Genomic DNA, 25,972 nt, shown 5'->3' with positions numbered 1-25,972 from the left:
TTTAAATCAATTTACTCTGTGGTTACTCCATCGAAATGCTCCTCGTTAGCTTCGGCTTCAGCCTTGGTAACATGAATAGTGCCGTCTTTGTGGTTAGCCGGAGAATATATGGTATACAACTTCATGTCCTGATCAGTGGAAGTATTAATCACGTTATGATTCGTGCTTGCGGGAATGATAATGGCAAAACCATCCTCAACTTCATGCTCGACTCCTTCAATCACGACCTTACCTTTGCCGCTATCAATTCTGAAAAATTGATCGACGGTATCGTGTATTTCCATTCCTATATCCTCACCCGGCTTTAGCGACATGACCACCAATTGACTAAACTTGCCCGTATAGAGAACCTTTCTAAAATTGTCATTCTCCAGTGTGTCCTTCTCGATATTTGATACAAATCCTTTGTTCATAATGTTTGCCGAGCTTTAGACACAGGTTTTTCGAGTACGGGCTGTATTTTCTACTGAAAATCACCCTCTCTCTCGCTCTCTCGCGCCAGTCGCGCTCCGAGAGCCTCTCAAAACTTGTATCTACGGCTCGTTTTTTAATTTTATACCTGTTTTTTTATTTTATAACCGTCAGGAGCGTCATCTACAGTATACCCTAAATCCAAGATCTTCTGTCTAGCGGCATCAGCGGCAGACCAATTTTTGGACTTTCTCATCTCTTCCCTCTCTTCGGCCAGCCTAACAACTTCATCTGGAATAACCTCCGGTGTATCGTCGACGACCGAAACCTCGGACAACTTCAGGCCTAGCACCTTATCAAAATCTAACAGCGTAGCCTTCTTTGTAGCCGACGATAGATCGCTTTTAGCTACTTCCCAAGCTAGAGCTAACCCCCTAGGAGCATCGACATCATTATTCACGATCTCTCTAAATTTAGCTACATAGCCTTCATCAGAAATACCACCATCATCGAGGCCAGCTATGATTTTACGTAGCCCATCAAGCGCAATCTTAGCGCTAGATAGCGATTCCCAGGTAAAATTCATCTCAGAACGATAATGAGCCGTAAGCATTAGATATCTAAAAACAAGTGGGTCGTATCCTCTGCCAAATAAATCTTCTAGTGTAAAAACAGTGCCCAAGCTTTTAGACATTTTCTTACCCTCAACCAACAGAAAGGCGTTGTGCATCCAATATCTGACGAACTGCTTACCCGTAGCCGCTTCAGACTGAGCAATCTCGTTAGTATGATGGATATTGATGTGATCGATACCGCCAGTATGAATATCAATAGTATCTCCCAAGAATTTCATGGCCATGGCCGAACACTCGATATGCCAACCGGGAAAACCGACTCCCCATGGACTCTCCCACTCCATCTGTCTCTTAATGTTTTGAGGAGAAAATTTCCAGAGAGCGAAGTCGGTCTGATTTCTCTTCTCTTGATTCAGCTCAACTCTAGCACCGGGCTTGATGGCATCCTTGTTTAGATTGGCCATATGCCCATAGTCTTTGAATTTCGAAGTATCGTAATAAATGCCATCGCTGGTCTTATAGGTATAGCCGAGAATCTCAAGCTTTTCTATTAGCTTAATTTGATCGTCGATAGTCGAAGTGGCCTTAACCAAAGTAGCTGGCGATACGATATTAAGCATTGCCAAATCACGAATAAAAACATTGGTGAAAAATTGAGAAATCTCTTGGGCAGTCTTACCGGTTTTTTCAGCCTGTTGTTCAATTTTATCTTCTCCATCGTCTCCATCAGACGTAAGATGCCCCACGTCGGTAATATTCATAACTTGATTGACTTCAAATCCATTATATTTGAGGGTCCGCCTTAGTAGATCCGAAAAGACATAAGCCCTTAGGTTGCCGATATGGGGGTAATCGTAGACAGTTGGCCCACAAGAATACATAGCCACCTTCATTGGCTCAAGTGATTTGAACTCTTTCTTTTCCCTGGAATAGGTATCGTATAGAAATATGTCTGGCATACTCTAATCTTAATTAAAAACACCGCGGCCGACAAGCGTCGGCCGCGGCCAATAACCTCTACCCGCCCCTACTGCGAAACACTTATGGAAACACTGTTATTTACGGAACCGGTAACTATGTTTATTAATCTGGCTTGTTCGCGAGACTGGTTACTGACTTCGGCTGATCCCAGGGCAGAGACCTGAACCGTGCCATTACTACTAGCGTCGTTAATTGCGATAGAAACTTGCTTGGCCGTAGCGCTAGAATTTTTTCTAAATAAGAAACTGTACCACGGTAATTTAATAGTTACGTTTTTACCAACGTCAACGTAAACCGTACCATCCAACTCTGTACTAAAAATTCCTAAAAACCTGCTAGGCTGCCTATATGAAACTTCTAATCTGTTATTGCTGACTTCTACGTTAGTGATCGCCGGCCTTTCTTCGACAACTATCTTTGCATAGGCATCGACATCCTGGTCACTATTTATAAGAATCTCCGAGCCATTCTGGAGATTAACCAGCACGCCCTTATCTTTTTCGCTAAGACTATTTTTGTTGACCAGGACGTTCAAATTACCATCCGCCTTCCTAACATTTATAGACGTGCCTGGAACAACGACATTCACACCACTGGCCTGGTTTTGTACTGTAACTCCCCGACCATTAGCATCAATCCTAACCGACCCCGGAACAGCATTGACGTTTACGTTCGCATTAGAATTACCAGCATTTACATTCACGCCTCCGCCAGGAACACTATTAACATTAACATTCGCATTAGTACCGGCGCTATTTACATTAACATTGCCGGTTGTTCTGTCGACATTTACTGAGTTGCCGTTAACATTAATATCCACGCCATACGCACTTGCTGTGTCTACGCCAACTACGACGATCGCGAGCGCTAAGACTAATATCCCGAGACTGATTTTTATATTTTTCGCCATTTTTTATTTAAACCCGCTTTCCGTTAGGAAAGACGAGTAATTACCTTGATTAGGTGACTACCTCATATTAACACCCCTGCATCGACCATCAAGCCGATTATCAACAAAGCAAGTACGCCCTGACCAACAAAAAAAGAGCTGGTCAGGCTCTTTTTGCTTAACGACCAATTTAACTCGTCGCTTCCTCTTTATGCTCATTGTATTGTCGCCACAGTTCCTGGAATTCAAGACACTGGTTCAGCAATTCGCTCAGACTACCTGAGGCGATGATCTGTCCATTGCTAAAGAAATAAATCCGGTTAAACAATGGCAAAAGATGTAATCGATGGATAGATGACACGATCGTTTTGTCGTAGAATTCTCTGAATATGTTTCCGTAGACTTTCATCTCTGTGCCAGTATCTAGACTGCTAGTCGGCTCATCCAGCAGAACTATGTCTTTATCGTGACAAGCCAACAATCCGCGAGCAAGAGCTAAGCGTTGCTGTTGGCCGCCACTGAGATTGACCCCCTTCTCTTTAATCGAAGAATCAAACTTGTTAGGCAGACTTTCTGCCACATCAGTGAAACATGCCATATCGGTAAAGCGCCGCACAAATTCCGGATCATAATCAGCACCCAATGTAATGTTCTCCAGAATCGTCGTAGCGAATATCTCTGGATTCTGTGGAATGAGGGCGATCGCTCGACTAACTCCTCCAAAGCCATCAGGAATATTTTTACCATCCACCGTAAGCTTCATATCTTGGGGACGATACAGGTCACGCATGATTTTCAGAATCGTGGTCTTGCCGCTACCACTCTCGCCAACCAGAGCGATACGCTCGCCGCGAGCTAGTGACATTGATATATCCTCAAGATGCCTATCACCATTCCCGCTACCATGATATGAGAAGTTTAAGTTACTTACATCAAGACGCCGCCACATATTAGGCAACACGTGGTTAGCGAAATTCTCGGTCTTAAAATCCTTAGTTAGCTCCTCGGAATTCATAACCCTGGATTTTCGCTTGAGGATATCGCTATACATACTCGTGAATCTGAAGAACAGCTCGCTGATCTTATTCAAATAATTCATTAATAGATACACGCTACCAATGGCGATACCCTGAGTTGCGCCGATATTCTGCCAGAAATAGACCCCCATCACGATTATAACCATTACCGTGCAAGTCAAACTTGTCATGAACCACTTAATCTCGCTTAGTCGTTGGTTGCGCTTGAAAAGCTCAAATGGCTTCTCGACTTTACGCATAATCGCACCAAAAACCAATTTCTCCACGCGCAATATGATTACCGTCGTGATGTTGCTAATGGCATCGAATACGCTTTCAGAGATATTATTTTCACTACGATTAAGTTCTTTGTATTGACCTATAAGAACTTTATCGAATCGCATTGTTATCCATACAGAGATTATGATCATGCCTAGAACGATGAATGCGGCCGGCCTACTAAAATAAGCCAATATCGAATAACTCACAACCAACTGGACGATTGAATAGATGACCTGGAAAGAATCTTCAGAAAATGAGAATAGTGAATTTGTCCCCTTCTCAATCTTATCAATAGTATCACCAGAGTGGTGATCGGCATGCCACTCCATAGGTAAGGTCATTACGCCTTTCAATAGAAATTTCCGATAATTTAAGCGCACCAAGAATGCATTGTAACGCTCGATACATCTGGCTGGACCATGTATGGCCCAAAAAGCCAGCTCGGCTACAAGCGTCAGCATCAGAAGTCCAAACAGAAAATTAATGTTGGCCGTTGTAATACCTTGCTTCTGAATCGTATCTATAATTTTGGCCATTACTAGCGGCTGACAAAAAAGTTCTATTGAATTGGCCACTACGAACATGATCCAATACCAAACAACTTTGTGTCGATTGCCCTCTGAATAGCGCCAGGTTTGGCCAAACAGATACAGAAGAGGATTTCCTTCTCTGGTTTTCTCTGCGACAGACATACTTTTGCCTCCATTGTTAAAGAGCATTGGCGCTGATAAAAACAACAGCGCCGCGGATTCCATCCGCGGCGCTTATCTACAAACGAATAAGATTAAATAGAATCCAGGAATCGTTTATGTCTAAATGCCGCGATACAATCGCGAATACTATAACCAGTGCCAGAAGGCACATAATTAAGGAAAATATTGATTTCTACAGTATTGTTGGACATTTTTACGATTTAGATTGCCTAGCTTTTATAGCCCTTTCGGACTGACAATCACCCAGACTCATCAATGATAAAGAGTCAAGGTATAGATATCATACCACGGCCTAGGATACGGGTCAAATATCGTCTCTATTTTTTGATTAGGCCTAGCTTTCTCTGGCGAGGCCAACTTTTTATTTCAAATTCACGTTTTAGTGCCTTGCTTCTTGTTTTAAGCTTCTCAGTATACACAACTCTGGCGACTCCTCTCGATCTCGTATAGTGCCCACCTTTACCAGTTTTGTGTTCCTCAAACCTACGCGCCACGTCCGTGGTTATGCCCGTATAAATACTTTTATCGCCGCACTCAATAAGATATACAAAATACATATACATCAGATTATAGCATAAGACTGGCTGGAGCAATTAAAAATGGCTCAGGTCGCTTTCACAACCTGAGCCGCAGTTACTCGATCCCCATTACACAACTAGCATTTTAGTTGCCGAAAGAGCATCTTCCATGTCGCCAATCGATATGCTGTCGATCGGATCTAGCAACTTCCCTAGCCTATCAGATGGAGAACCAACATCGAACAATGAATCAAGCAATTCTACATTCAACGCCGGTAACAAACCTAATTGATCTAGGCCACTCATCGCCAATTCGATCTCTGCTTCTATGCCAGTCCTAGCTGGTAGCTTTATCGAATTGCCGTCTTTATCCAAGAACCACATCGGTCTCTTGAGGCCGTAGAGCATGGCTGAAAGTCTATTTTCTCTGACCATATTGATCGGCAACAGTCTTTCGCCACTCATCTGAGAGTAGTGCAGCCTACCAACGTATAGAAGAGTAAGTAGCATCTCTTCTTCTATCGTTGGTTGTGTAGATGGTAGTCTCAATTCAACTATGGCCGAGTCACCGATGAACTTCGCACGAGCGTCGAGCCAAGTCATCCCTATTGATATCGCTAGCGCTGATTCCGGAGCATGCAGAATGAAAGGAAACGTTCCGGCTCTTTTAAGATAGCCCGCCATGTCTCTGAAATATCTGCCGGGTAAACCAACTCGCAGCTCATTGGACCAATCTTCACTCTTCCCTGGTCTTACATCGAAGCTCTTTTCCCAAGATATTATTCTCAGATCCTGCAATCTTGTATCTTGAAAAGCTCGATCATTATGACTTACTTCCCAACTCATCATCCGAGCATCTTGGATCTTAGTGTCTTGGCGACTGAGGTATCTGGCGTTACCAGAAAAAGCTAGCAGGTACGGAGCGATGGCTAACGATCTATTCATTTTGTCACAAACATCATCTAGCGAGCTGGCCTCCAGATTTACTTGGAAAGACTGGAATAGAGACACGATAGCTGCGTCTCCGATGTCGACTCTTCCCTTGCCAAAACCAATTATGGTATCCAAGTTCGGATTCCGATGTTGATTATAGAAATCTGGGACCAAGCGATACTTCGGCTTATCTGTCCTGGGAGTACCAATTGTCGGCAGGAATGGATTTGCACCCACGCGCAATATCCCAACCTTATTCCTGCGAGCTGATTCCAGCACATTAGTAAATCTTTTCTCGTATACATCTCTCAGCATCACGACGCCATTACTGGAAAGTAAATCTATGGGCGGAGTCCTTATCTCTACCTGGCTAGCTCCAAGCTCAAAGTCGGCGAAATCTATGTTATCGGCGATTATGGCGTCTCGTCTTTTAACTAATTCCTCGTCGCTCAGCCTAGCGTGAACTGCTAACTCTGATTCGAGCCCGACCTTAGCACCTCCGGCGATCTTTACGAATCTATCACCAGATTCCAACAAACTTTTCGCTTGGATATCGAAAGATTCGCGCATCTCTTTTTCGTGTTTAGACATCACAGCGCTCCTTTCGTGATTGCCTTCACAACAGAAATCCATTCGATTATTTCATCGACACTATTCGTCGAACCGAACATTCGCAACTCGACCGTCCCGTGGATACTAATCCTGATTAGTTTCCAACAATTTCTTGGATTATCGGCGAAGCCATTAGCCCGAGCAACCTCGAATAAATGCTCAGGCCCGGCATACACAACGGGCTGCCAATTCTGTGCCATGTCGCGATAAAGTCGCAACCTCTCCCCGCCTGAATGATCTCCGCGATCACACAATGCATTAAGATGTGGAACAAGTAGATTGTTAACCTCAATCGCGTGGGAAAGATCCCTTACCCCTAAATGAATATGGATACCAGCAACACGGCAAGCCGCTCTTAGGCGATCCCTGGAAATGACCTTAGCAATCTTGAGATATCTAGGATTAGGATATACATCAAGCGGCATATCTTCCGCCGCGACTTCCTCATTCACCAATTCTAGGCCCAGCTGGTTAGCAACTCTATTTCCGACATTCTCATTTGCCAATAGTTCTGCCTTGATGACGGCCAAACCAGTCTGAGGATTAGTCCTCGATTCAACCTGACAAGCCGATAATTCATATGTCCACTTCTCATTCATCGCAAGACTAAGAAATCTTGGCGACTCTGGCACATATATCCCAGAGTCGCCTTTCAAAAATTGTTCCCTTTCAATACCGATATATCCTGATAATTCTGGCCTAAACTTAAATAGAGCAGCGAAATTGTTCTGTGAGTCCATACTCGCTCTCCTTCCTTCAATTGTTAACGAACACTCGGAAGAGTTAACAAAAACCTCTTCCGAGAAAGAGGTTTTTGCAAGTTTATGTATTTTATATTATGACAGCAAAAAATCCCTTTCTCGAGAGAGGTTTATAAACCAGAAATATGAATAGCTTTGTATATGCCTTGATTCCATGCTTTATGCTAGTATATAGCGTGTTAACTGCGAAGTCAATCTCCGTTGATTACAAAATTATTTAAGAAATTATTAATTATTATCCTCCCAGCTTCGGAGTTAACCTTCAGGGATTTTAGAAATTTGGGATATTCTTTCCCGCTTCTAATGACTCCGTCCTTAATAAGCTGCTCCTTCGACGCCTTAGCTATGGCCATATTCTGGTCCTCGGTTCTTTCCGGATGAAATTGTACGAGGCGTATCCTGTCACCGATGGCCAGAGCTTGGATTGCGCACATCTTTGAACTGGCCAATAGCTTGGCATCTCCATCAAATTTACCGACCATACATTTGTGATTTGATGGCACGATAAAACTCTTTTTTAGGCCCTCAAAAAGTGGATCGGATCTTTTAATATGTACGGTTATGGCGCCGAACTCTTTACCCTTAGGATTAAGTATTATTTCTCCGCCCAAAGCCCTAATTACGAACTGCAAACCACCGCAAATACCTAATATGGGCAACTGCTTTTTTATGCCCTTATTTATAAACTTATATGTTTCCTTCATCCATTTATCTTCTTGGCCTTCTACGGGATCTTTAACCGATCCGCCAATTACTATAGCTGAAACATCTAGGGCCTTTATCGGAAACTTTCCCTTGGACGCATCTAAGCGCAACCATTGACTCTTATCTAATCCGAACAGCTTCCGAACATGATCAGAGTAGCTCCCGCCATCATATAACATGTGGCTAATTTCTTTTCTAAATTTCTCGTTATCCGTGAAAATATCTAAAAAAAGGATTTTAAGTTTTTTCTGTTTCATATTAATCACTTTTAATTTTAACCATAGTTACCTCGTTGCCAACTCCGTTATATGTTATTGAATCGAAAAAAGTCTTCATAAAAAGCATCCCGCGGCCACTACTCTCCAATACGGCGGTTCCTTCTGTCGGATCAGCTACTTTCGTGTAGTCAAAGCCCTTGCCCTCATCACGTACAACAACTTCTATCCGATAAGGAGAAATGTCTAATTTTACAAACACTTTCTTGCCAGTCGGCTGAGCATTAAGCACCGCGTCGGCGGCTTCAGCCCAATCTTGAGTCTCAAGTTTGTCTTTTATGCTCAGGTTACCGTGAACGATGGCATTGATCAAAGCCTCTCTAAATGCAACCCTCAACCAATTAATCTCATCATTGGTCCAGCCAGTCGCCACTAGTCGCTTGCCGAATTCTTCTTCGGCCCTAGACACGATATTCATATCCGTAGGCAGAATCCACTTGTTCCCAACTAGCGCCCCATCTTTTTGTTCCTGTCCCGGTAATTCTGTGGTCATATAATCTGAATTAAATCACTTTTTTACTGAAAACTCTATGATTCGAATTTTATTTCTTTAAATACGAGAACCACTTCTTGGTCATTGCCTTTACCGGATCAACGCCCTCACTTTCGGCGAAAAGAAGTAAATAGGCGAACATGTCGGCAAATTCGTTCGCGAAAAGGTCTTGTATCTCCTTTTTACTTTTACCCTTTTGTCTCCCGCGATCTGTCAGCATTAGATACGTCTGTAAGCACTCACCCCATTCTTCGGTAATTTTAAATGGAAAATAATCTCTATCCATCTTTACATCTGGATATTGCTCCTTATACATCCTTACGATAATTTTTGCCTTATCTGTCAGCTGTTCTATCTGCGTTTTTCTTTTTATTTTCTTCATACAAATAATAATTCTATATCCTCAGATTATAGCACAAGCAGCCACGCACAAACTAATTAGCAGTGGCTTCCGGCGACATAGCCGGTAGTCCAGCAAAGCTGGAGGCTGTAGCCGCCCGAAGGGCGATCAACGTCGAGGACATCGCCTACCAAGTACAATTGTGAGATGAGCCTAGACTGCATCGTTTTGAAGTCAACTTCTTCCAGTGCTACACCGCCGGACGACACTATCGCCTTCTCTTTGCCAAGTAATCCGGCCACGCTCATGGATACGGACTTAAGAATCGCGACGAGTATTTTTCGGTCCTCGGTGCGAACGCTGTGATTCGGCGTTTCGCCGTCTATGTGGCTGAGCATTAGAATCGTATCGACAAGAGCCGGAGCTATTAATTCAGAAAGTGAGTTCTTGATTTTCTTGTTGCTCTGCTCGACTAAAACGGTCTGGATTCTCTGCCTCAATGCGCCCATATCTTCCGATGGAAATAGATCTAGCGTGATCACGACATCATTTTCAAAAGATTTTGCATACGCTGATCCTTCAGAGTCATGCAATAATTCTCCCACCTCTCGACTCATATTTAAAACCACGGGCCCGCTTATGCCGACGTGCGTAAATAGCATCTTACCTTTGTGTGCTGCCTGCTTTGCGCCGTTCTTGTATGTCGTTAGCTTAATATGACTCAGTGTTACTCCGGCCAAACTCTCTACCCAAGAATCCTTGAGCGCAATGGGCACCAAGGCCATATCGTTCTTGACTATCTTGTGGCCTAACTTTTCTAGCCATTGAAATCCCTCGCCGGTGGAACCAGTCTCGGGGTGGGACACGCCACCCGTGGCCACGACGCAGGACTGAGCAAATATTTTTGAACCATCAGCAAGAATTACGATCATCTGCTTGTCCGCCTCATCGACGGCCAACCCTGCAACATCAGAATCGGTACGTACTTCTATGCCACCAATCTTCATGTATTGGACGAGTACGTCCAATACACTCTTCGATTTGTTTGAAACCGGGAATACCCTACCTTCAGCCTCCTCTTTGGTGACCATGCCGCGATCATTAAAAAATTTTAAAGTCTCCGTAACGCCGAACTGAGAGAAAGCAGAGAACAAGAACTTGTCACTTTCCTTGTATTGCGAAAGCATCGTCCGAATCTCAGGCTTATTATTGGTAACATTGCATCTTCCGCCACCAGTGATCAGCAACTTCTTTCCAAGAACAGGATTCTTTTCTAACAACAAAACACTCCGGCCACGCTCTGCCGCGCGTCCGGCGGCCATCATTCCAGCTGGGCCGCCGCCGATAACCACAACGTCCCATTGTTTGTTGTCCTGCATATGTTTGATATTAACCCAGGTCGAGCGTCTGGTCGATACGAATTTGATCTACAAAATCTGGCACGTGACTTACGAGAATCATTGCGCCTCGATACTGATCAAGGGCTTTGGCAATAACTGGCAAATGACGAAAATTAATATGGTTAGTCGGCTCATCAAGAATAAGTAAGCCGGGTCTCTGCATTACCAATCGAGCAAAAGCAACCAATCCCTTCTGACCTTCAGAAAGATCGCCAACCTTAGTCTTAATTGTTTCTCCGGTTATTAAAAACCCTGCGGCTATTGAGCGTATCTCTTGCTCATCAAGTCCTTTGGCCACGGCTCTAAGCGATTCTATAACCGTATCTTCAAAATTAAGCGTAGAAAAGTCCTGGCGATAATAACCGACAACAACGTCTTCGGCTATCTTGGCGCCCTTAGCCTTACCCGAAGCCAGAGCTTCAAGTAAAGTACTTTTGCCAATACCGTTTGGCCCAGTCAGTAATAGGTGCTGGTTTTTATTGAGTGCCACGCTTATCTTCTTTTGGGCTGGCTTGTGATTCTTAAAAATACTAACCGAACTTAGCGTGACAATATTTCCAATCAATTCTTCTTGATTCGGAATCGTAAACTGCCTTAAAATCTTGTCTTCCTTACGAACGTCAACTTGGGCTTCTTCCATATCTTCGGCATCCTCACGCATACGCTTGGCTAACAATCTCAACCGCCCACCCTTCATGGCAAAGAAATTGGCCTTCTCTTTTTTCTCGATTGCGATCTTGGCCAAACGAGCGTTAGCACTATTCTCTCTTTCGATACGAGCCGCAATTTGCTCAACCACGTTTAAGTAGTTGCCCTGATATTGCTCGACTTTCCTAGTATGCAAGTCTAAATACAGCACACCCTGAGTAAAGGCGTTCAAGAAATCAGCGTCGTGAGAAATGACAATACATGTTTTTTTGTAATCAATTAGAAACTGACGAAGATGAGTAATACCAGCCTTGTCCAGATTGTTAGTCGGCTCATCCAGCAACAGAACATCGGCGTCTTGGATTAGGGCCGAAGCCAATAAGAGGCGGGCCTGCTGGCCGCCAGAGAAAGTACGCACAATACGCTCGTGCGGCGCATGTAGATTAACTACGTCCAGCACGGCATCGATGCGTGGATCAATGTCATAAATCTTGTCAGCAAAACAGGCCTGAAAAAAATCTCGCACAGTTAGATCGAGTTGCTCACGGGGAATAACCTGCCGAGCGATAGCTATCGTTAAATTAGACACAGTACTAATAGTTCCAGACTCGGGCTTTAATCCACCAGTTATAAGTTGAAAAATCGTGCTCTTGCCCGATCCATTCTGGCCCATGATAGTCATCTTAATCTCTCGGCGAACCGAAAAATCCACCTCGTGGAGGATGGGTTTATTGTGTCCATAGTCGAATGACACCTTATCGAACCTGATTATAGCTTCACCTTGTGCCATGGCAATAGTTAAAGACAAAAGTATAACACGCTTTTCTCGTTTCGTAAACTAGGCCCAACAAAAAAGAGCTGGTCAGGCTCTTCATCTTTATTTAATGATCAATTCTGAGCTAAGGATGTATAATTACGGTCCAGCGACGATCTCTCGCTAACAGCGGAAAGATAGACTTGACCTCTTCTACCGTAACAGCGGCCGAAACCCTGGCCTCTTCCTCATTTGATAGAACACGATGATGGAACTTAAGGTCACCCACAGAGCCGTCGACTACTTTACTGCCACTGACGTCTATAATCTTATAGCCAAGGACAGACGCCTTGATGTGATGCTGGATTAGATCATCATTCTTCTCTGCCATAGCAAGGCAGTCATCTACTAAACCTTCTATGGCCTCTAGCCCATTCCACGGGAAAGCTCCTTGGATATTAAACTCATAGGCTTCTCCGAAGTCCTCCCATCCAGAACTAAAGCCATAAGTCCAGCCTCGCTTTTCACGAATCTCTCTGAAGAAAACGTCTCCTAATACATCGGAGACTCTAGCCAAAGCCTTACGCCTCACGGTGCCAGGCATTGCAACAAAGCTTTCAATTGCCGATCGATCAGCGGCTTGTAATGAATAATCTGATATCTTATGAATTAACATATTCTCTTCTGGTGGATTGAAATGATCGATGAGCTTCACCAATGGAGTGCGTATGCCAGATTTCTCAAAGCCAAATGGACTCTTGCTAAGAATAGCTGCGAATTCTTCTGGCTTTAATCCTCCCACGGCCACGATAGTCATATTAGCTGGCGTATAGTATTGATCATAAAACGACTGCATATCTTCAGCAGTAATACGAAGAATAGATTCCGGAGTTCCAACCCAGCCAGGACTCCTCGCTAGCTTAACTCCAGGGAATAACAATTGGCGTCGCCTGAGCACTCTATCGGCCATCCATCGTATTGGAAATCTTCTAGCAAATTCCTGAATGATAACCTGACGCTCACGCTCAACCATATGTTCAATTTTACAATCCACTAGCATGTGCCCGAATAGATCTAAGGCACGCTCAAGATTATCGCCTTCCAACGGCATATCAAAATGAAAAGAAGTAGCGTTATAGCCAGTTGATCCAAGCGATGCCTTACCGCCAGATTCCTGAAAATACCGCTTGATTGTTTCGTTAGTCCAGGGTCGAACATTTTCGCCGACAAGATGCTCAACAAAGTGGGCTGTGCCCTCCTTGCCATCGACATCTTGCCTAGCACCACTATGGACCACTATCCCGACTTTCAGCCAGGGGCGATCCCAGGTGCCCAAGTAGACTGTAAGGCCGTTGGGTAATTGAAATTTCTTTAGCTCCGCATATGGGTCCCACATAGCAAACCCCTCCTCTGGGTGTAAAAGAGCCTCTGCCTGTTGGACAACATTATATACCGACATGAGATGTCCGTCAATTTGACGTGCTACCTTCTGATCAAGCATTCAAATATGTAAATTCAAACAAAAAGTCCCCAATTGGGGACAATGCTTAACTCAGATTGAAAACCTTAAGACCTTGGTTAGTTGCTACCGAAACGTCGAATCCTTCCAGCGACACTACGCCATTGGTCTGGACAGTTTCCTTAGTCCAGACGTTCCCTAGACAACCCAGATCTACGAGCTCATGACACCTGCGACAATAGCCGCCTCGCATAATAGCACCACCGGCCTGATAAGCCACGTCATCGGGCACATCGTGACCGAGCTTGAGACATTGCTGTTTTCTCGACAGTGATACTTTGTTGAATTTGTTATATCTTACAGCAAGCTTTGAACCATCTTTATCGGTAAGCGTGACATACGAATATCGCCCAGTGGACATTAGGCCGCTCAATGCCGGCCCGATATCAAATTTGTTCGCTCGAGGTACGCGCCTATGGACCTCTTCAAATAATGACGTCAGCTCTACCCCATTGGGGTCTGCGAGGATGATACGGATCATCTCACCATTAATACTAATATCTCGAAAAAATTTTATCGTAGACCTGCCTATGTTTTCGAGGAATCCTCTCATCAGGTGCCTCCCGCTATCAAAATGCTGGCGATAGTATCGCAACTAAGCCGAGGGAAGTCAAGCTAAGCATCATCTGCCAATGACTGACTATCTGGATATGAGATACCAAAGCAAGACTAGGCCCAAAACAATAATAAAGCCGATTGCTCTGCCAATGAAAAAATTTCTTAGGTTCAAAGATTTAAGAATTTAAGATAAGCCTCTTTCTCCTTATCGATGGATTTCATTTGGTCAGTCGCAAGCTGGGCAAATGGTTTGAGCTCGATATCGATCATGCCTCTCTTGGTAATCCTCTTCCAAGTCCCGAGTACTTGTCCATTAATCACGATCACTGGACTCAACATGCCATTTGCTCCTGGATTTATATGCTTAGCGTGGATCGCCTCAAGAGAAGCGCTCCGATCGCGATAGGCCACCAAAAACTCATCGAACGCCGGTAGCAAATAGGCCGTGTTACTTTTTACTACCCTAGACTGCTTGGGCGCCATCCAATATGTTTTACCATCAGCCACTTCTTTTACGAGTTCAGGCCCAGCGAGTTCAATCCCGACGCCAATGTCTTTAATCGAAAGACCCGACCACCAAGCCAAGTCCTTAATTTGAGCTGGGCCATGACCAGTGAAATATCTAATTGCTAACTTGGCCAGAGACTCATCTCGGCTAAGTTTTTTGGATTCAGAAATCCATTCGTCAAAGAGTACAAAAACCTGCTGCTTATCTTTTCTAGGACCAAAGCATATTACTTTTTCAAGAGCTAGGCGACCCAGAATGTGTAGTCCACGACTGTTCTTAGTATCTATGTCCTGCCTCTCTAGAACTTGGTAAAGCTCTGGACGAGATAATGATTTGCCGCCACGTAAAGCTTTTTGAATTACTCGTTTGCATTGATTAATGACGTTATCATTGAGACCGAATCTTTTATCGCCGCGTAAGGCCGCGGCTCTGATATTCTTAGACACCAGCAGATCCATCATCCAATGAGCATCTTCCGTGGCCACGAAATGCAACGTCCCGCGCATCGGCCATGTTCGAACAATCTTTCCCTCGGCCAGTGCCCTCTCGACGTCAGCCTTATCGGCTTTCTTCATGCGCAAACCAATGGCCCACAAAGCGCTTTGATAATCTTGAGCTTGAATGGCACCCAAATGCCTGACAACTTCCTCGGGTCTATTAAATTTGTCGCCAACGATCCGCTGGTTGTACATGCGGAGCATGGCAATATCGTATAGTTTCATGTTTTTAGAGCCCGAGTAGCTTGTAAACCAACATCGCTGGCCAGACGATGGCCTTGAGAACGCCCACCACTCCAGCGCCAAACGACGTTGCGTGCTGAATATAGAAAACAGCCGCACCGATTAGACCCAAGCCATACACCGTCCCTGATGTTCCTTTACACATATGTTTTTATTAATTATAATTTTATTTTTTTGACTTATTCCTACGCTCATTAGTCTTGTACCCAGTATCAGAAGACCATATTAAGAATAACCTTTTATCGAAACCGCCCTTTTTATTAAAATTCTCTTCTAGAGCTTGGGATATTTGTTTATCTGTAATCTTTTTGAATTTCTTTATTTCGTCGATAACGGCAATAATGTCAGCTAATTCAGAAGTTATCTCCTCTCTGGTTTTAGAAGATAGCAACCCGCTTGCTTCCTCACCCACTTTAGTCAAAAGTGCAGCCTCGAATGCTTTTTTATTAAGTTTCTCAATCGCGTAATCTCCGCCATTGCGCTTAATCTTCTCTGGTATTCTGTCTCTTATGAGTTTGTTATAAAAAATCTTTTTCATTGTAGCTTTATCTCTTTAAAATTATTGTAAACCAATCTTGGCCCCCATGCTCGTGTTCGTCTTTCCAAACGGTAGTAAACCTAGGATCCAGCGCTTCAATATCTTCGGGAGCATAATAGTAGTAAACCCTAGTGCCAAATTCATCTTCTTGAATCTCCCTATGATAGACGCCTCGCTTCAAAGATATATAAAATATGCCATTTTTTGCAAGCGCTTCATAGGCTCGTTCGGCTATTAGCCTAAGATTTTCTATGTCTGAGTGCAACAATGATGCGAACGAGAAAATAATATCCAAACCGTCCGGAAACACATAATTCTCGATGTCAGATACAACGAAATTGCCATCAGGCACATCGTTTTTCGCCTTCCTTATCATCTCTTCGGAAATATCCATCCCTAGGTAGTGGCTAGTTAACTTCAATATTTCTTTCGCTTCTCGGCCATAGCCACAGCCAATTTCTAAGACATTTGGATTTTCTTTAGAAATATACGAGAATCCTCGCTTAATGTCTTCGATGCGGGGTCCAAAATTCGCGAATTTCTTTACCAGCGCTTGGATGCTAGTGTTATATGTCTCTATAGTTTTATCTTTGTGATTAATCGCCATACTTAGTTATTTTTTTAACAACATGTCGGAATAAGAATTTGATATTAGATCGCCGGCAGAGATTCCGAAAAGATCTAGATAATACTGGCACTGCTCTTGAAGCTTATTCTTCCCGATAACGTCATCCTTATCGATAGCTTCAATTTCTATAAAAGTGCCGAGATTAGCAACGGTATCAATATGAAATTTTACGTTATCTATAAAATATATTTCCCTTTGCTTATCTACTACGACCAATCCTCCCAAAGAGCTACAGAGCACACTCTTGAGCGGTGAGCTTGGATCGTTTTTAAAAAGCGACACGTTAGATTGTTTTGGACCCTCCTTGTCTTCTCTCTCATAAAATATAAGACAATTTTCGATATTCCCCTATCTTAATTTTAACCTGCCATTGGGCACATTGAAATATGTATCAATTTGATGATCGGTGCCTTTAAAGTTGGCAGACTTCGATTTTAAGATTTCACGAATCTTTTCGTGATTATCGCATCGAGCTTTTATCTCTACATTAATATGTGCCATTTCGTTGATTACCAATCCATTTTTTGGCCTTCTTTCCAAAATTGGCCGGTTTCTGTGACGGTAGTTACTAATTGAAATATATCATCAGCCGCCTCTTCGGGTTCTCGATAGGGTCTATCTGTGTCTGTAGCGATAATATTGCCCATATCCGTATTCACCCAGCCCGGTGCAAAAGCCGAAACTATAATCCCCTTTGATTCTACTCGAAAAGCTAAATGACGAGTATACATATTTAAAGCCGCTTTCGATATGCGATATCCGGAAGAGGTCTCGTCGTCTAATTCTGGTTTCGAGATCGAGCCATAGCCGGAATTCATGTTTACAATATGACTGCCCGTGTGAAGTAGTGCCAGCAGTCGTTCAGTTAAATCAATGACGCCGATTACATTAACTTCGAGTGTTTTTCTGATTTTGACCGGATCAGCAACTTTGTCGGTGGCGTCAATAAGGATTCCAGCGTTGTTAACCAATGCATCCACGCTTGGTGCGATCTTGGCAATCTGCGTGGCCACTTCGGCCACACTCTCCGAATTACCTTGATCATATTGAATGGCAACCAGATTCTCGTGTTCTAGCGGAATTGGCTTATCGAAGTATGTGCCGATAACACGCCAGCCCTCATCCAAAAACTTCTTGGCCGTGGCCAATCCAATTCCCTTGCTCGTCCCCGTTATTACAACAGTTTTCATGGTTTTTTACTTTTCTTAATGACTGTGGCATCTCCGTTATCAAAAGTTGCCTCAAGTTTTGTAAAAACATCTGCCGGATGAAGGTCTTTCTGGTCGAAGGATAATCTTTTAATCTCCGGCTCTACGAAAATTTGAGTTTTCGTAGGCTTACCTTTTTCTCCGGCATATACCACCAATCTTTTACCAACTTTAGATTCTGTAAGAACGGCGGTTGCAAAATATTTATTATCTTTGGATGATGCTTTTGCTTCTGCAATCGGAATGGCTTCGTCGTCCAGGTTGATAAATCTCATGTTCTTAAACATCTTCGAATCGAGCTTGTCTAAGATGTATTGTTTCTGAGCATTAAATTCTCTCTTGAACATGTAAGAGTTAGCACATTCTTCGCATTTTAGATAACACTCGTTGTAGTCGTTAACTTCTAGATAGAGTGGGAGGTGATGTTTTGGACACAAGGGTTTAACATGTCTAAAACTATCTATATACCATTTAACGCCATCAATTATTATTGAATATTCGCTCATCTTAACCAGATCTTTAATATGATAAAGCCTATGAGGATATAAAATATACACGTCATTACCATTGGGGATTTAGAGACAAGCTTATCACTAAATAATACATCTTTTTCTAGATCTCCAAGTATATCTTCTCTATGATATGACTTTATAGTTTCTAGGGAATTTTTTGCGCTGTCTTCAATGTCCTTAATGTAGATATGCAAAGAGATAGGTATAAGGATTAGAAATATTGAGAGAACCGTACGTATTTCGTTATCGCTTAGTGGCACTAAGGCCCTATTAAGCGTGGAGATAATTATAAGGGTAGCCGACAACGCAGCAACCGATGACAACGTGGCCATTTTTTTAGAAACAGCTGACGCATATAGTTGCAATTGCGGACCCAAAAGATTGATCTTCTCTTCTGGAGATAATCGCTCAAAAAGCTCTTTTTTCTGATCCTCTAAATATTGATCCATATATTTGAACTTAGCCCATTCTTTTTATTGGCTTACAAAAAAGTTGATATAGCTACATATGACATAATGCTTAACCCAAGTATATATAAACATATACTGAGTAGAGCTATGACGTTTACGAAAAAGCCAACTATCTTTGCATCATTAAAAAAACTCAATATCTCCTTACGAGTGCTCATAGATTCTATACTCGCCATCTTGCCAACAATTAGCGCAGACAAAAGATTTCTAATGGGTGATAAGACTAAGGCGGCTATCATAAAAATGATCGAGTATCTCGCCAGTAATCTAAGAGACGGATTATCTATTGGACTTATTCTCTCTATGAATCCTATTAGCAAGGTGAGTGTTCCGCCTGAAAGAAAGGTCCAGTTCCAATGAAATTTTTCATGAGACGATCTTGATTCTTCAAGTAATTTTAATTTTTCTATCTCGCTATTCATATTTATTTACGCAAATTATATATTCCCTGAAAGCCAACGAGAAGAACGACTAGCAACTAGCGATTTTTCACCTTAGTCGGATCGATTATGGTGAAACGCTGCTGCTTCCCTTGATTGTTCGGCGGAACACGATCACCCTTAGAAAGGGTAATTTCGCGATTCCGCGGAGCTCCCGCAGGATGGTACTGTCCAGACTTGGGAGTTACCTCCCCGGTATGGACTACAACATGTTTTTTGGACATATTGATATACCACGACAATTAGATGATCGAGTGTCGATGACCCTCTTTCATCCTAAGTAGTCGTGCAATTGATTAACAGCGAGGGTCGTCGACCTTTATTCTTTCCCCCACCATAATTGCCCTAAAGCAGCTATGGAGGGAGAAATAAAAGCGACTTAGCGTGAAGTTAAAAAGAGCCCGGAACCTTGTCTCCCCGTCAGCTTCCAAAGAACATATGCATTCATTTAAGCACTTGGGCGCATCAATACAAGCGCAAAGAATGTTGATAAGCTCATACAAGAATAACCGCTCATTTGGTGGAAATGAGCGGTTTAGAAGGGATTAGTTGAGCGGTTTGTAGTGGACGCTTCTACCATCATTGCCAATCTGCTGAATCTTGCCTTCTTTCTCTAGCTCAGTCAAAAAGCGTCTGGCCGTGGCGTCAGAACATCGGAGAAGCTTACGGATATCTTCATTGGTCAGCTGGCCTTTTTCGGCGAGGGCGGAGAGAATCTTCTGTTTCTTTTTCTCTTTGCGTTGTTTGATGGCTTGGCGAGCTTTAGTCAGAAGACGAGAGATAATGCTTTCGGATGATCCGGCAGCTGCCGGAGGGGGTTCTGTGGTCGGTGGCGGCTGAGGAGCCATTGGCTCCGGGGCCGACGCTGTCGGCGATTCTTCAACTTTGATCTCAACCTGCGGCACATCCTGCCGTGTCGTGGATTGATCTTCAACTATCGGTGGTATGCTTTGGTTTTCTTCTGGCATCTTAGTTCAATCTTAATGGCGGTCTTTTCCGGCAGCTGCCGGAGCTCAAAAGACCGCCATTGTTATCTCGCCATATATTCTTCGAGGGCTTTGATTTTTATTAAATCAGCGTCGCCTTTTTTACTCTGGCGATAGCTATCTTTGAGACAAGCCCGATAGGCACGTAGATATTGTTCTGGAGTAAGTACCAAGTAATTTACGCCGTCGTGGACGACTTCTTGAAGGTCGTCTCTGTTTAGCCCAGAGTGAATATGCGATTCTTGGATTGAAGCGAAAGCTATCCAACCTTTAATATCCGGATGGGAGAATTCGTGCTCATGCTCATCGTCCATTCTAAAGCCATGAGATTCTAAGTACGCTTTAAACTCTGGCCACCTATCTTTCAACCATTCGTCAGATACAAGCATATCGATGTCATCAATTTCGCTCAAAGGTTTAATGATTTGATATAAGCCTAAAGAACCATAGAGAACGGGTACGATGTTCTTGTCGTTTAAAATCTTAGCAACTTTTAGAAAATCTTTAAATTTTGATTCGATATTACCCATTGGAATTAAGTCTTAATGACGGTCTTTTAATTAACAATGGCGGTCTTTGCCGCCTAAAAGACCGCCATTTTTATATGATCCTCTTTTTTAACTCCTCCATGTATTCGTCTTTAAATCTTCGATATTGACCATAGTCGTCGGGATATTTTTCAAATAATTCTCGCTTGAGATTCATATACTTCGTTACTTCTTCTGGATGAGTGCGGAAATAATCTCTTAGTTTAAGCATATCTTGTACGTGCGGATGATCGCTGGGGAATACGTGGACGTTGAAAAGCCTGTCTGCGTTATCGGGTCGTTCTTTAACGAAAAGGTGCGTCCCAGGCTTCACATACTCTCCGAGATGTTTATACCCTATAGATTCCATATCTAAAACATGAGATTCCACGGTAGCGATATCTTTAACAGTTATTAGTATATCCACGGTCGGCTTACTGTCTAATCCTGGAACCGAGGTGCTACCAATGTGCTCAATCATTAGAGCATCCTCTCCGAAAGTTAATCTAAGCCTGGAGGCTTCTAATTCAAAAAGTTTCGGCCATTCTGGATCATACGCCACAACTTCATATTTTCTACCCGCATAGTTATGTCTGCTCATTGTGATTAGATCTTAATGGCGGTCTTTGATCCGGCAGTTGCCGGACAAAAAGACCGCCATTTTCATAATTATTTAAAATGTTCGGGGAATTCGTGCTTGTCCCATGGAAACACAACCCAATCGCCATCCACCTCTAATGCGTAGAAGTCAGGATGAGGATTACTATCTTTCAGAACAACAAGGGAGATCGTCTTCAGTTCTCCGACTTTGTACTTGTCGTTCAGAACAGCCGAGACTTCTTTGATGGTATCGCCTGTACCCACAATTTCATCCAAGAGTAACACCTTCTTACCGCTCAGATCTACTTCGGGCATATATTTGATATTCACGCTTCCCTTCTTGTCTTTGTTATACGAATTGACGGATATGGTCAGGATATTAGATGTGCCGCCTAACTTCTTGGCCAAAAAATGAAGCGGAATCAATCCGCCAATGGTTATGCCGATAATATAGTCTGGCTCAAAACCGCTGGCCTTAATCTTGCCGGCCAGTTCGTCTGTCATTGTTTCGATATCATCCCAGGAAAGTTTCTTCATATCTAAATTTAATCATAAACGACTTAGAATACAATGGCTGCCTTTTTGGCTCCGGCAGCTGCCGGAAAAGGCAGCCATTGTATTCTAGTCACGCCAAGTTCACACGCTTGACATTATGCCCTAGCGTGCTAGTATGTGGCCATCGTCAACCAGGAGGTTCTTTCCATGAAGATCACAGTCATTCAGTGTCCGTGTGGCCTCGAACGGCCCCATCGCAAGCTCCAGGCCGAAGGCGGGCCAACATCGCGAAGCTTCTTCTCCATCGCGGGCGGAGAGGAGCTCGTGACCAGCGGCCTCGCCGAAGGCAAGATCGAGCAAACGCCGGAAGAGACGGCGGCCACGATGCAGGAGTTGGACTCCTGCGGTCTGCCGGCGACTGATGTCGAGGCCGTGGCGGCAGCAGCCGAGAAAGCAAAGTCGTCGAGCCTCTCAGACAAGGAAGTTAGGCTCTCCGCCATCAAACTCTCGAGGTGGCCGGCGTTATTAGATTGGCCGAGCGTAATGGCCCTGGCAATCGCAGAAGGCGTGGTCAGCGTCGAGAATGCCGAGAAAATCCTCACCCTCACGGACGCGATAGCGCCGACGACGCCAGTCGTCGAATCGTAGTTAGCGCCAAGCACCATAGGTGCCAACGGGCGGCCACCAGGCCGCCCGTCTTTTTATTTAGCAGAGGCTCTACATTGACACGGGGGCCCTATTGTGGCAGCATATTCTTAGTCCATTCGTTCTCTAAGGAGAAGTGCCGTGGCGATTCCTAAACACAGATTTTTCTTGGACGATCACAATCGCGTACTCAGAGTCAGAATTTGGCCCAGCGGCTCAGTCCAATTGCATTTGATTTCTGACGATTCTGGCGATGCGATCGCCTTGCCGAGCACCACTCGTAAAGTAACCACCAGCGGAAACGAATCGTTTGAATATGATAGTCTTGTAAAAAAAGCGGCAGAATGCCCAGCTACAGTCATAAAGAAGTAGATACCTTCTGCCCCCCCCACATCGGCCTCTGGCCGATGTTTTGTATTGAGGCCTAAGCAACTTGACGATATCTACCAACATGTTATCATCCTCATCGCGTAGAAGGTTCTTTCAACAGACGTGGAGGGTCTCATGGAACTAGTAGTTGTACGTTGTGATTGTGGAAACCCACGAGCTCATCGGAAGCTCGAAAGCCCCGACGGCGAACAGTCGCGAGGCTTCTTCTCTATCGACAGCGGCAAAGAACTCCTTGCCAAGTTGATTGCCAAAGGCAATATCGAGCAGACTGATGAGGAGACGGCGGCGACCACGCAAGAAATCGAATCCTGCGGCCTGCCGATGACGGACGAGTTGGCTTCGGAACAATTCCTAAAAGACACAGCCGAGGTCTTCGTGAATTTTCCACCGGCCAACCACCGCAAAATGCTCGACATGGCAATCGAAGACGGAGTCATCAGTACCGAAGAGGCCGAGAAGATCCTCGCCATGGTGTCGGCGCCGACGACGCCAGTCGTCGAATCCTAATCAGCCCCAGCATCAGGTACACCAACGGGCGGCCACCAGGCCGCCCGTTTTTTATTTACAAGAAAAGCCCCGCTAAAGCGGGGCCATACTGTCTTTGCCTATTCTCTGAATCGAGACCTATACTCCTCTAGTTTCCTCGCCATAGCCATCGATACTCTCAGCGCCTGCATGGCGCCCTTTTGGTTCCTAGCTCGACCAGCTACTATTGTCCATCCATTCAGCTGTGATTTAATAATCGCCTCTACTATATCTCTGGCACGATTCATGTTCCCACCGACCTGCCTAATTCTGTCGAAAATATTCGACACCATATTCAGGCTGACCAGTCCTTCTTCTTGGACATCGGAATCAAAGTCGCTGATAGCCGATACTCGACCCAACTTCCAAAAGAGAAACTCTTCTTCGGAGCTGAACGTCCTTGTTAGCCGAGGAATTATATAATCATCACCTCTGTAGTCCTTTCTTAGACCATTCAATATGCCAGGCAATAGCCCGAATTCTCTAGGATTATCATCCCACCTTGCTGATTCGACAAATCTATATATTAAATGCCGAACCTCTCTTACCGTAGACTCATCTTTCTCTAGGCCAGATAAGACGATTATTCTATAGAATCTCCTCAACCATTCCATCATCCTTCTTTGCCATAGATAGTAAGAAAAATGATCAAACCATATCAGACAGTACCGAAAACGGTTTTCCAAGGCCCAAGAATCACGATCTTGCATCATTTCGATATACATACCCAGCAGACGATCGATCATGTCTTGACCAATATTGGCGTCCTTGAATGCATTGATAATAATACGAGACAGATAGAATGGGTCATTAGCACCTAGAGTTAGGGCGTTCTCATATTCGCCCGCAGAACAATGATCATTGATTCGACTCTCTAGCGTAACTTCTTTTCTCCTGATCATGACTACCTCCTTGTTAAAGTTCTCCAGTTGGCAACAAAAAAAGCGCCTCGGCCAATCTGGCCAAGGCGCTTTTGCAAATAATATTACTTCAAAAAAATCTTGGTCAAATAAGCCGAAAAGACGCTTTTCTTATAAGTGGCAACCGTATTCAACGTATTGTTATTCTGGGCAATATTCATGATTCCAAGATTATACTATAATACGCTGACTAGGTCAATCATAGTGCTGTGGGGCCTGGATTCGAAGTTGGAACGATACTGGCATTTCTCCACAAGAACAATAAGGGCCCGCCGAGCGAGCGCCCTATTGTCGATGTCGCCGGACTGGTCTATTTAAAGGGATACCTAGATTCCACGCTCCAGCGGTCTTCGCTATGTATAAATAGGGCTATATTATTAAAACTTAATTCAAAATGAGGAGCGGGAAGTGTCTCAAGATATTCCCAAACTTTTTTTGCCAATTCCGGGCTAAGATAGCGCGCGATGGACGCGTGGAGACGAATCGGAAGATGGGTTGGTAATCTTTTATCTCCAAATTCATAAATAGCATTCGCGATCTCGTCTACGTTTTTTTGAAGGATCTCATTCCCGGCTGGAGCTAAATATATTGTTAAGTCATAGTCTCCGAAACGTCCAAATTTATTTAATACGAACGGTATAGCCTCTCTTTGTGCTAATTCCCTTAATCGCTTATCGAAAGGCTTGATATCATCTGATTCAAAAGGAGCCTTAAAAGTCATATGTAAAGGCTTGGTTAGTGATATATTTTTCACGCCAAAACGCTTTGATAAATCCTCGCCTAAAGTCTTATAGTAATCTACTGCTTCTCCTTCAATGATGTATCCGACAAAATATTTCATGCTTTAAAAATTTTTTTGCTGGCCAAGTCGAGCTCGAACCCCTAACGGGTCAAGCCCAACAAGGTTATTTTAGCTATTCAAGTCTTATCACAAACAATGCATCTCGGGCACCGCTACTTCTGTCTAATTTAAAGCTATTGTCCAAACTTGACCGTTTCCGCTAACATCGAGCTTGCCAACTCTTGCGAAGCCGAGCTTATCGTAAAACCCCCAACTATCACTCCATTTTTCGTCGCTGTATACAACTATCTCTGTATATCCAGCTTCCTTAACTTGTTTGGTCATTTCTTCAAGGAGCGGGCGCCCGATTCCTTTAAATTTCTCTTTTACAAAAAGACTGTACAGTTCGACTGGCCTTGATGTCTTGGTAAATGATAGCAACTTTTTAAGTGGCTTACAAAAACCAATCAATCCAAGAACTCTATTATCAATTTCTGCTACCAAATAATGAAAGTCCCACTGTTGGGCGATATCTGATCGATTGATAGCTTCTCTTACTCGATTTAAAAAGTGCTCGAGATCTTTCTGATCATCGTAATATAAAGAATAGATTTCTTTGATATCTCCCAAATCTTTTTCTTGAGCAATTCTTATGATCATAGGCAGCTCTTCTCGG

Annotated in this window: 32 protein-coding genes and 1 pseudogene; 3 read left to right on the top strand and 30 right to left on the bottom strand. The window is 43.7% G+C overall.

Annotated features, from left to right (window positions below):
• Window positions 1-11 precede the first annotated feature (11 nt).
• From DEG18_00480 to DEG18_00350, 27 genes and pseudogenes are all read right to left on the bottom strand, one after another.
• Complete coding sequence (locus DEG18_00480) at window positions 12-413, bottom strand: cupin domain-containing protein (protein HBX58075.1); 402 nt, start codon at window positions 411-413, stop codon at window positions 12-14.
• 140 nt (window positions 414-553) lie between these two features.
• A complete protein-coding gene (locus DEG18_00475) occupies window positions 554-1,945 on the bottom strand; it encodes a cysteine--tRNA ligase (protein ID HBX58074.1) in 1,392 nt (463 codons plus the stop codon).
• Between the two features lie 68 nt (window positions 1,946-2,013).
• On the bottom strand, window positions 2,014-2,877 hold the full coding sequence (locus DEG18_00470; protein HBX58073.1) for a hypothetical protein: 864 nt from the start codon (window positions 2,875-2,877) through the stop codon (window positions 2,014-2,016).
• A gap of 169 nt (window positions 2,878-3,046) precedes the next feature.
• A complete protein-coding gene (locus DEG18_00465; protein ID HBX58072.1) occupies window positions 3,047-4,909 on the bottom strand; it encodes a hypothetical protein in 1,863 nt (620 codons plus the stop codon).
• A 275-nt stretch (window positions 4,910-5,184) separates the two neighbouring features.
• A complete protein-coding gene (locus DEG18_00460; protein HBX58071.1) occupies window positions 5,185-5,430 on the bottom strand; it encodes an endonuclease in 246 nt (81 codons plus the stop codon).
• Window positions 5,431-5,514: 84 nt separating this feature from the next.
• Entirely contained in the window at window positions 5,515-6,909 is a 1,395-nt protein-coding gene (locus DEG18_00455) for a hypothetical protein (GenBank protein HBX58070.1), read from the bottom strand.
• The gene (locus DEG18_00450) at window positions 6,909-7,670 is read right to left on the bottom strand and encodes a hypothetical protein (GenBank protein HBX58069.1); all 762 of its coding nucleotides are present in this window, start codon (window positions 7,668-7,670) and stop codon (window positions 6,909-6,911) included. The genes DEG18_00455 and DEG18_00450 overlap by 1 nt, the downstream gene beginning before the upstream one ends.
• Window positions 7,671-7,882: 212 nt before the next feature.
• Window positions 7,883-8,653, bottom strand: a complete 771-nt coding sequence (locus DEG18_00445) for a hypothetical protein (GenBank protein HBX58068.1) — start codon at window positions 8,651-8,653, stop codon at window positions 7,883-7,885.
• A gap of 1 nt (window position 8,654) precedes the next feature.
• Window positions 8,655-9,164, bottom strand: coding sequence for a hypothetical protein (locus DEG18_00440; GenBank protein ID HBX58067.1), 510 nt, complete (start codon window positions 9,162-9,164; stop codon window positions 8,655-8,657).
• A gap of 49 nt (window positions 9,165-9,213) precedes the next feature.
• Window positions 9,214-9,546: a pyrophosphatase gene (locus DEG18_00435; protein HBX58066.1), complete on the bottom strand. Its 333-nt coding sequence runs from the start codon at window positions 9,544-9,546 to the stop codon at window positions 9,214-9,216.
• A 56-nt stretch (window positions 9,547-9,602) separates the two neighbouring features.
• Window positions 9,603-10,883: an aminoacetone oxidase family FAD-binding enzyme gene (locus DEG18_00430; protein ID HBX58065.1), complete on the bottom strand. Its 1,281-nt coding sequence runs from the start codon at window positions 10,881-10,883 to the stop codon at window positions 9,603-9,605.
• A gap of 10 nt (window positions 10,884-10,893) precedes the next feature.
• On the bottom strand, window positions 10,894-12,342 hold the full coding sequence (locus DEG18_00425) for a hypothetical protein (protein HBX58064.1): 1,449 nt from the start codon (window positions 12,340-12,342) through the stop codon (window positions 10,894-10,896).
• 109 nt (window positions 12,343-12,451) lie between these two features.
• Window positions 12,452-13,807 carry a hypothetical protein gene (locus DEG18_00420; protein HBX58063.1) on the bottom strand — a complete coding sequence of 452 codons (1,356 nt, stop codon included), beginning with the start codon at window positions 13,805-13,807 and terminating at the stop codon, window positions 12,452-12,454.
• 46 nt (window positions 13,808-13,853) lie between these two features.
• Window positions 13,854-14,378, bottom strand: a complete 525-nt coding sequence (locus DEG18_00415) for a hypothetical protein (GenBank protein HBX58062.1) — start codon at window positions 14,376-14,378, stop codon at window positions 13,854-13,856.
• 173 nt (window positions 14,379-14,551) lie between these two features.
• Window positions 14,552-15,613: a winged helix DNA-binding domain-containing protein gene (locus DEG18_00410; GenBank protein HBX58061.1), complete on the bottom strand. Its 1,062-nt coding sequence runs from the start codon at window positions 15,611-15,613 to the stop codon at window positions 14,552-14,554.
• 184 nt (window positions 15,614-15,797) lie between these two features.
• A complete protein-coding gene (locus tag DEG18_00405) occupies window positions 15,798-16,169 on the bottom strand; it encodes a hypothetical protein (GenBank protein ID HBX58060.1) in 372 nt (123 codons plus the stop codon).
• A 7-nt stretch (window positions 16,170-16,176) separates the two neighbouring features.
• A complete protein-coding gene (locus tag DEG18_00400; protein HBX58059.1) occupies window positions 16,177-16,776 on the bottom strand; it encodes a hypothetical protein in 600 nt (199 codons plus the stop codon).
• A gap of 6 nt (window positions 16,777-16,782) precedes the next feature.
• A pseudogene (locus tag DEG18_00395) lies at window positions 16,783-17,298 on the bottom strand (adenylate cyclase).
• Window positions 17,299-17,306: 8 nt separating this feature from the next.
• A complete protein-coding gene (locus tag DEG18_00390; protein ID HBX58058.1) occupies window positions 17,307-17,987 on the bottom strand; it encodes a short-chain dehydrogenase in 681 nt (226 codons plus the stop codon).
• Window positions 17,984-18,511, bottom strand: coding sequence for a hypothetical protein (locus DEG18_00385; protein ID HBX58057.1), 528 nt, complete (start codon window positions 18,509-18,511; stop codon window positions 17,984-17,986). Before DEG18_00385 ends, DEG18_00390 begins: the two co-directional genes overlap by 4 nt.
• Window positions 18,508-18,966: a hypothetical protein gene (locus DEG18_00380; GenBank protein HBX58056.1), complete on the bottom strand. Its 459-nt coding sequence runs from the start codon at window positions 18,964-18,966 to the stop codon at window positions 18,508-18,510. Before DEG18_00380 ends, DEG18_00385 begins: the two co-directional genes overlap by 4 nt.
• A gap of 32 nt (window positions 18,967-18,998) precedes the next feature.
• Entirely contained in the window at window positions 18,999-19,409 is a 411-nt protein-coding gene (locus tag DEG18_00375) for a hypothetical protein (protein HBX58055.1), read from the bottom strand.
• 56 nt (window positions 19,410-19,465) lie between these two features.
• The gene (locus DEG18_00370; protein ID HBX58054.1) at window positions 19,466-19,651 is read right to left on the bottom strand and encodes a hypothetical protein; all 186 of its coding nucleotides are present in this window, start codon (window positions 19,649-19,651) and stop codon (window positions 19,466-19,468) included.
• A 321-nt stretch (window positions 19,652-19,972) separates the two neighbouring features.
• The gene (locus DEG18_00365; protein ID HBX58053.1) at window positions 19,973-20,395 is read right to left on the bottom strand and encodes a hypothetical protein; all 423 of its coding nucleotides are present in this window, start codon (window positions 20,393-20,395) and stop codon (window positions 19,973-19,975) included.
• Window positions 20,396-20,457: 62 nt separating this feature from the next.
• Complete coding sequence (locus DEG18_00360) at window positions 20,458-20,943, bottom strand: hypothetical protein (GenBank protein ID HBX58052.1); 486 nt, start codon at window positions 20,941-20,943, stop codon at window positions 20,458-20,460.
• A gap of 70 nt (window positions 20,944-21,013) precedes the next feature.
• Window positions 21,014-21,541: a hypothetical protein gene (locus tag DEG18_00355; protein HBX58051.1), complete on the bottom strand. Its 528-nt coding sequence runs from the start codon at window positions 21,539-21,541 to the stop codon at window positions 21,014-21,016.
• A gap of 68 nt (window positions 21,542-21,609) precedes the next feature.
• On the bottom strand, window positions 21,610-22,077 hold the full coding sequence (locus DEG18_00350; GenBank protein HBX58050.1) for a hypothetical protein: 468 nt from the start codon (window positions 22,075-22,077) through the stop codon (window positions 21,610-21,612).
• 165 nt (window positions 22,078-22,242) lie between these two features.
• Between DEG18_00350 and DEG18_00345 the strand changes: the two genes are divergently transcribed.
• The 3 genes from DEG18_00345 to DEG18_00335 all read left to right on the top strand — a co-directional run bounded on the left by DEG18_00345 (window position 22,243) and on the right by DEG18_00335 (window position 23,577).
• On the top strand, window positions 22,243-22,683 hold the full coding sequence (locus DEG18_00345) for a hypothetical protein (GenBank protein HBX58049.1): 441 nt from the start codon (window positions 22,243-22,245) through the stop codon (window positions 22,681-22,683).
• 138 nt (window positions 22,684-22,821) lie between these two features.
• Window positions 22,822-23,052, top strand: a complete 231-nt coding sequence (locus DEG18_00340; GenBank protein ID HBX58048.1) for a hypothetical protein — start codon at window positions 22,822-22,824, stop codon at window positions 23,050-23,052.
• Between the two features lie 132 nt (window positions 23,053-23,184).
• The gene (locus tag DEG18_00335; protein ID HBX58047.1) at window positions 23,185-23,577 is read left to right on the top strand and encodes a hypothetical protein; all 393 of its coding nucleotides are present in this window, start codon (window positions 23,185-23,187) and stop codon (window positions 23,575-23,577) included.
• A gap of 98 nt (window positions 23,578-23,675) precedes the next feature.
• On the opposite strand, the gene DEG18_00330 is transcribed toward DEG18_00335, so the two are convergent.
• The 3 genes from DEG18_00330 to DEG18_00320 form a co-directional block, all read right to left on the bottom strand.
• Window positions 23,676-24,497: a hypothetical protein gene (locus DEG18_00330; GenBank protein HBX58046.1), complete on the bottom strand. Its 822-nt coding sequence runs from the start codon at window positions 24,495-24,497 to the stop codon at window positions 23,676-23,678.
• 328 nt (window positions 24,498-24,825) lie between these two features.
• Window positions 24,826-25,356 (bottom strand): hypothetical protein, encoded by a 531-nt coding sequence (locus tag DEG18_00325; GenBank protein HBX58045.1) that lies wholly within the window; start codon window positions 25,354-25,356, stop codon window positions 24,826-24,828.
• 123 nt (window positions 25,357-25,479) lie between these two features.
• A complete protein-coding gene (locus DEG18_00320; GenBank protein HBX58044.1) occupies window positions 25,480-25,956 on the bottom strand; it encodes a hypothetical protein in 477 nt (158 codons plus the stop codon).
• Window positions 25,957-25,972: the final 16 nt, after the last annotated feature.

Source organism: Candidatus Yanofskybacteria bacterium, from assembly GCA_003514055.1.
Taxonomy (GTDB): Bacteria; Patescibacteriota; Minisyncoccia; order 2-02-FULL-40-12; family GWA2-44-9; genus UBA12115.
Note: the sequence above shows the minus strand (reverse complement) of the source record. Positions and strands in the feature narration are given on the sequence as shown.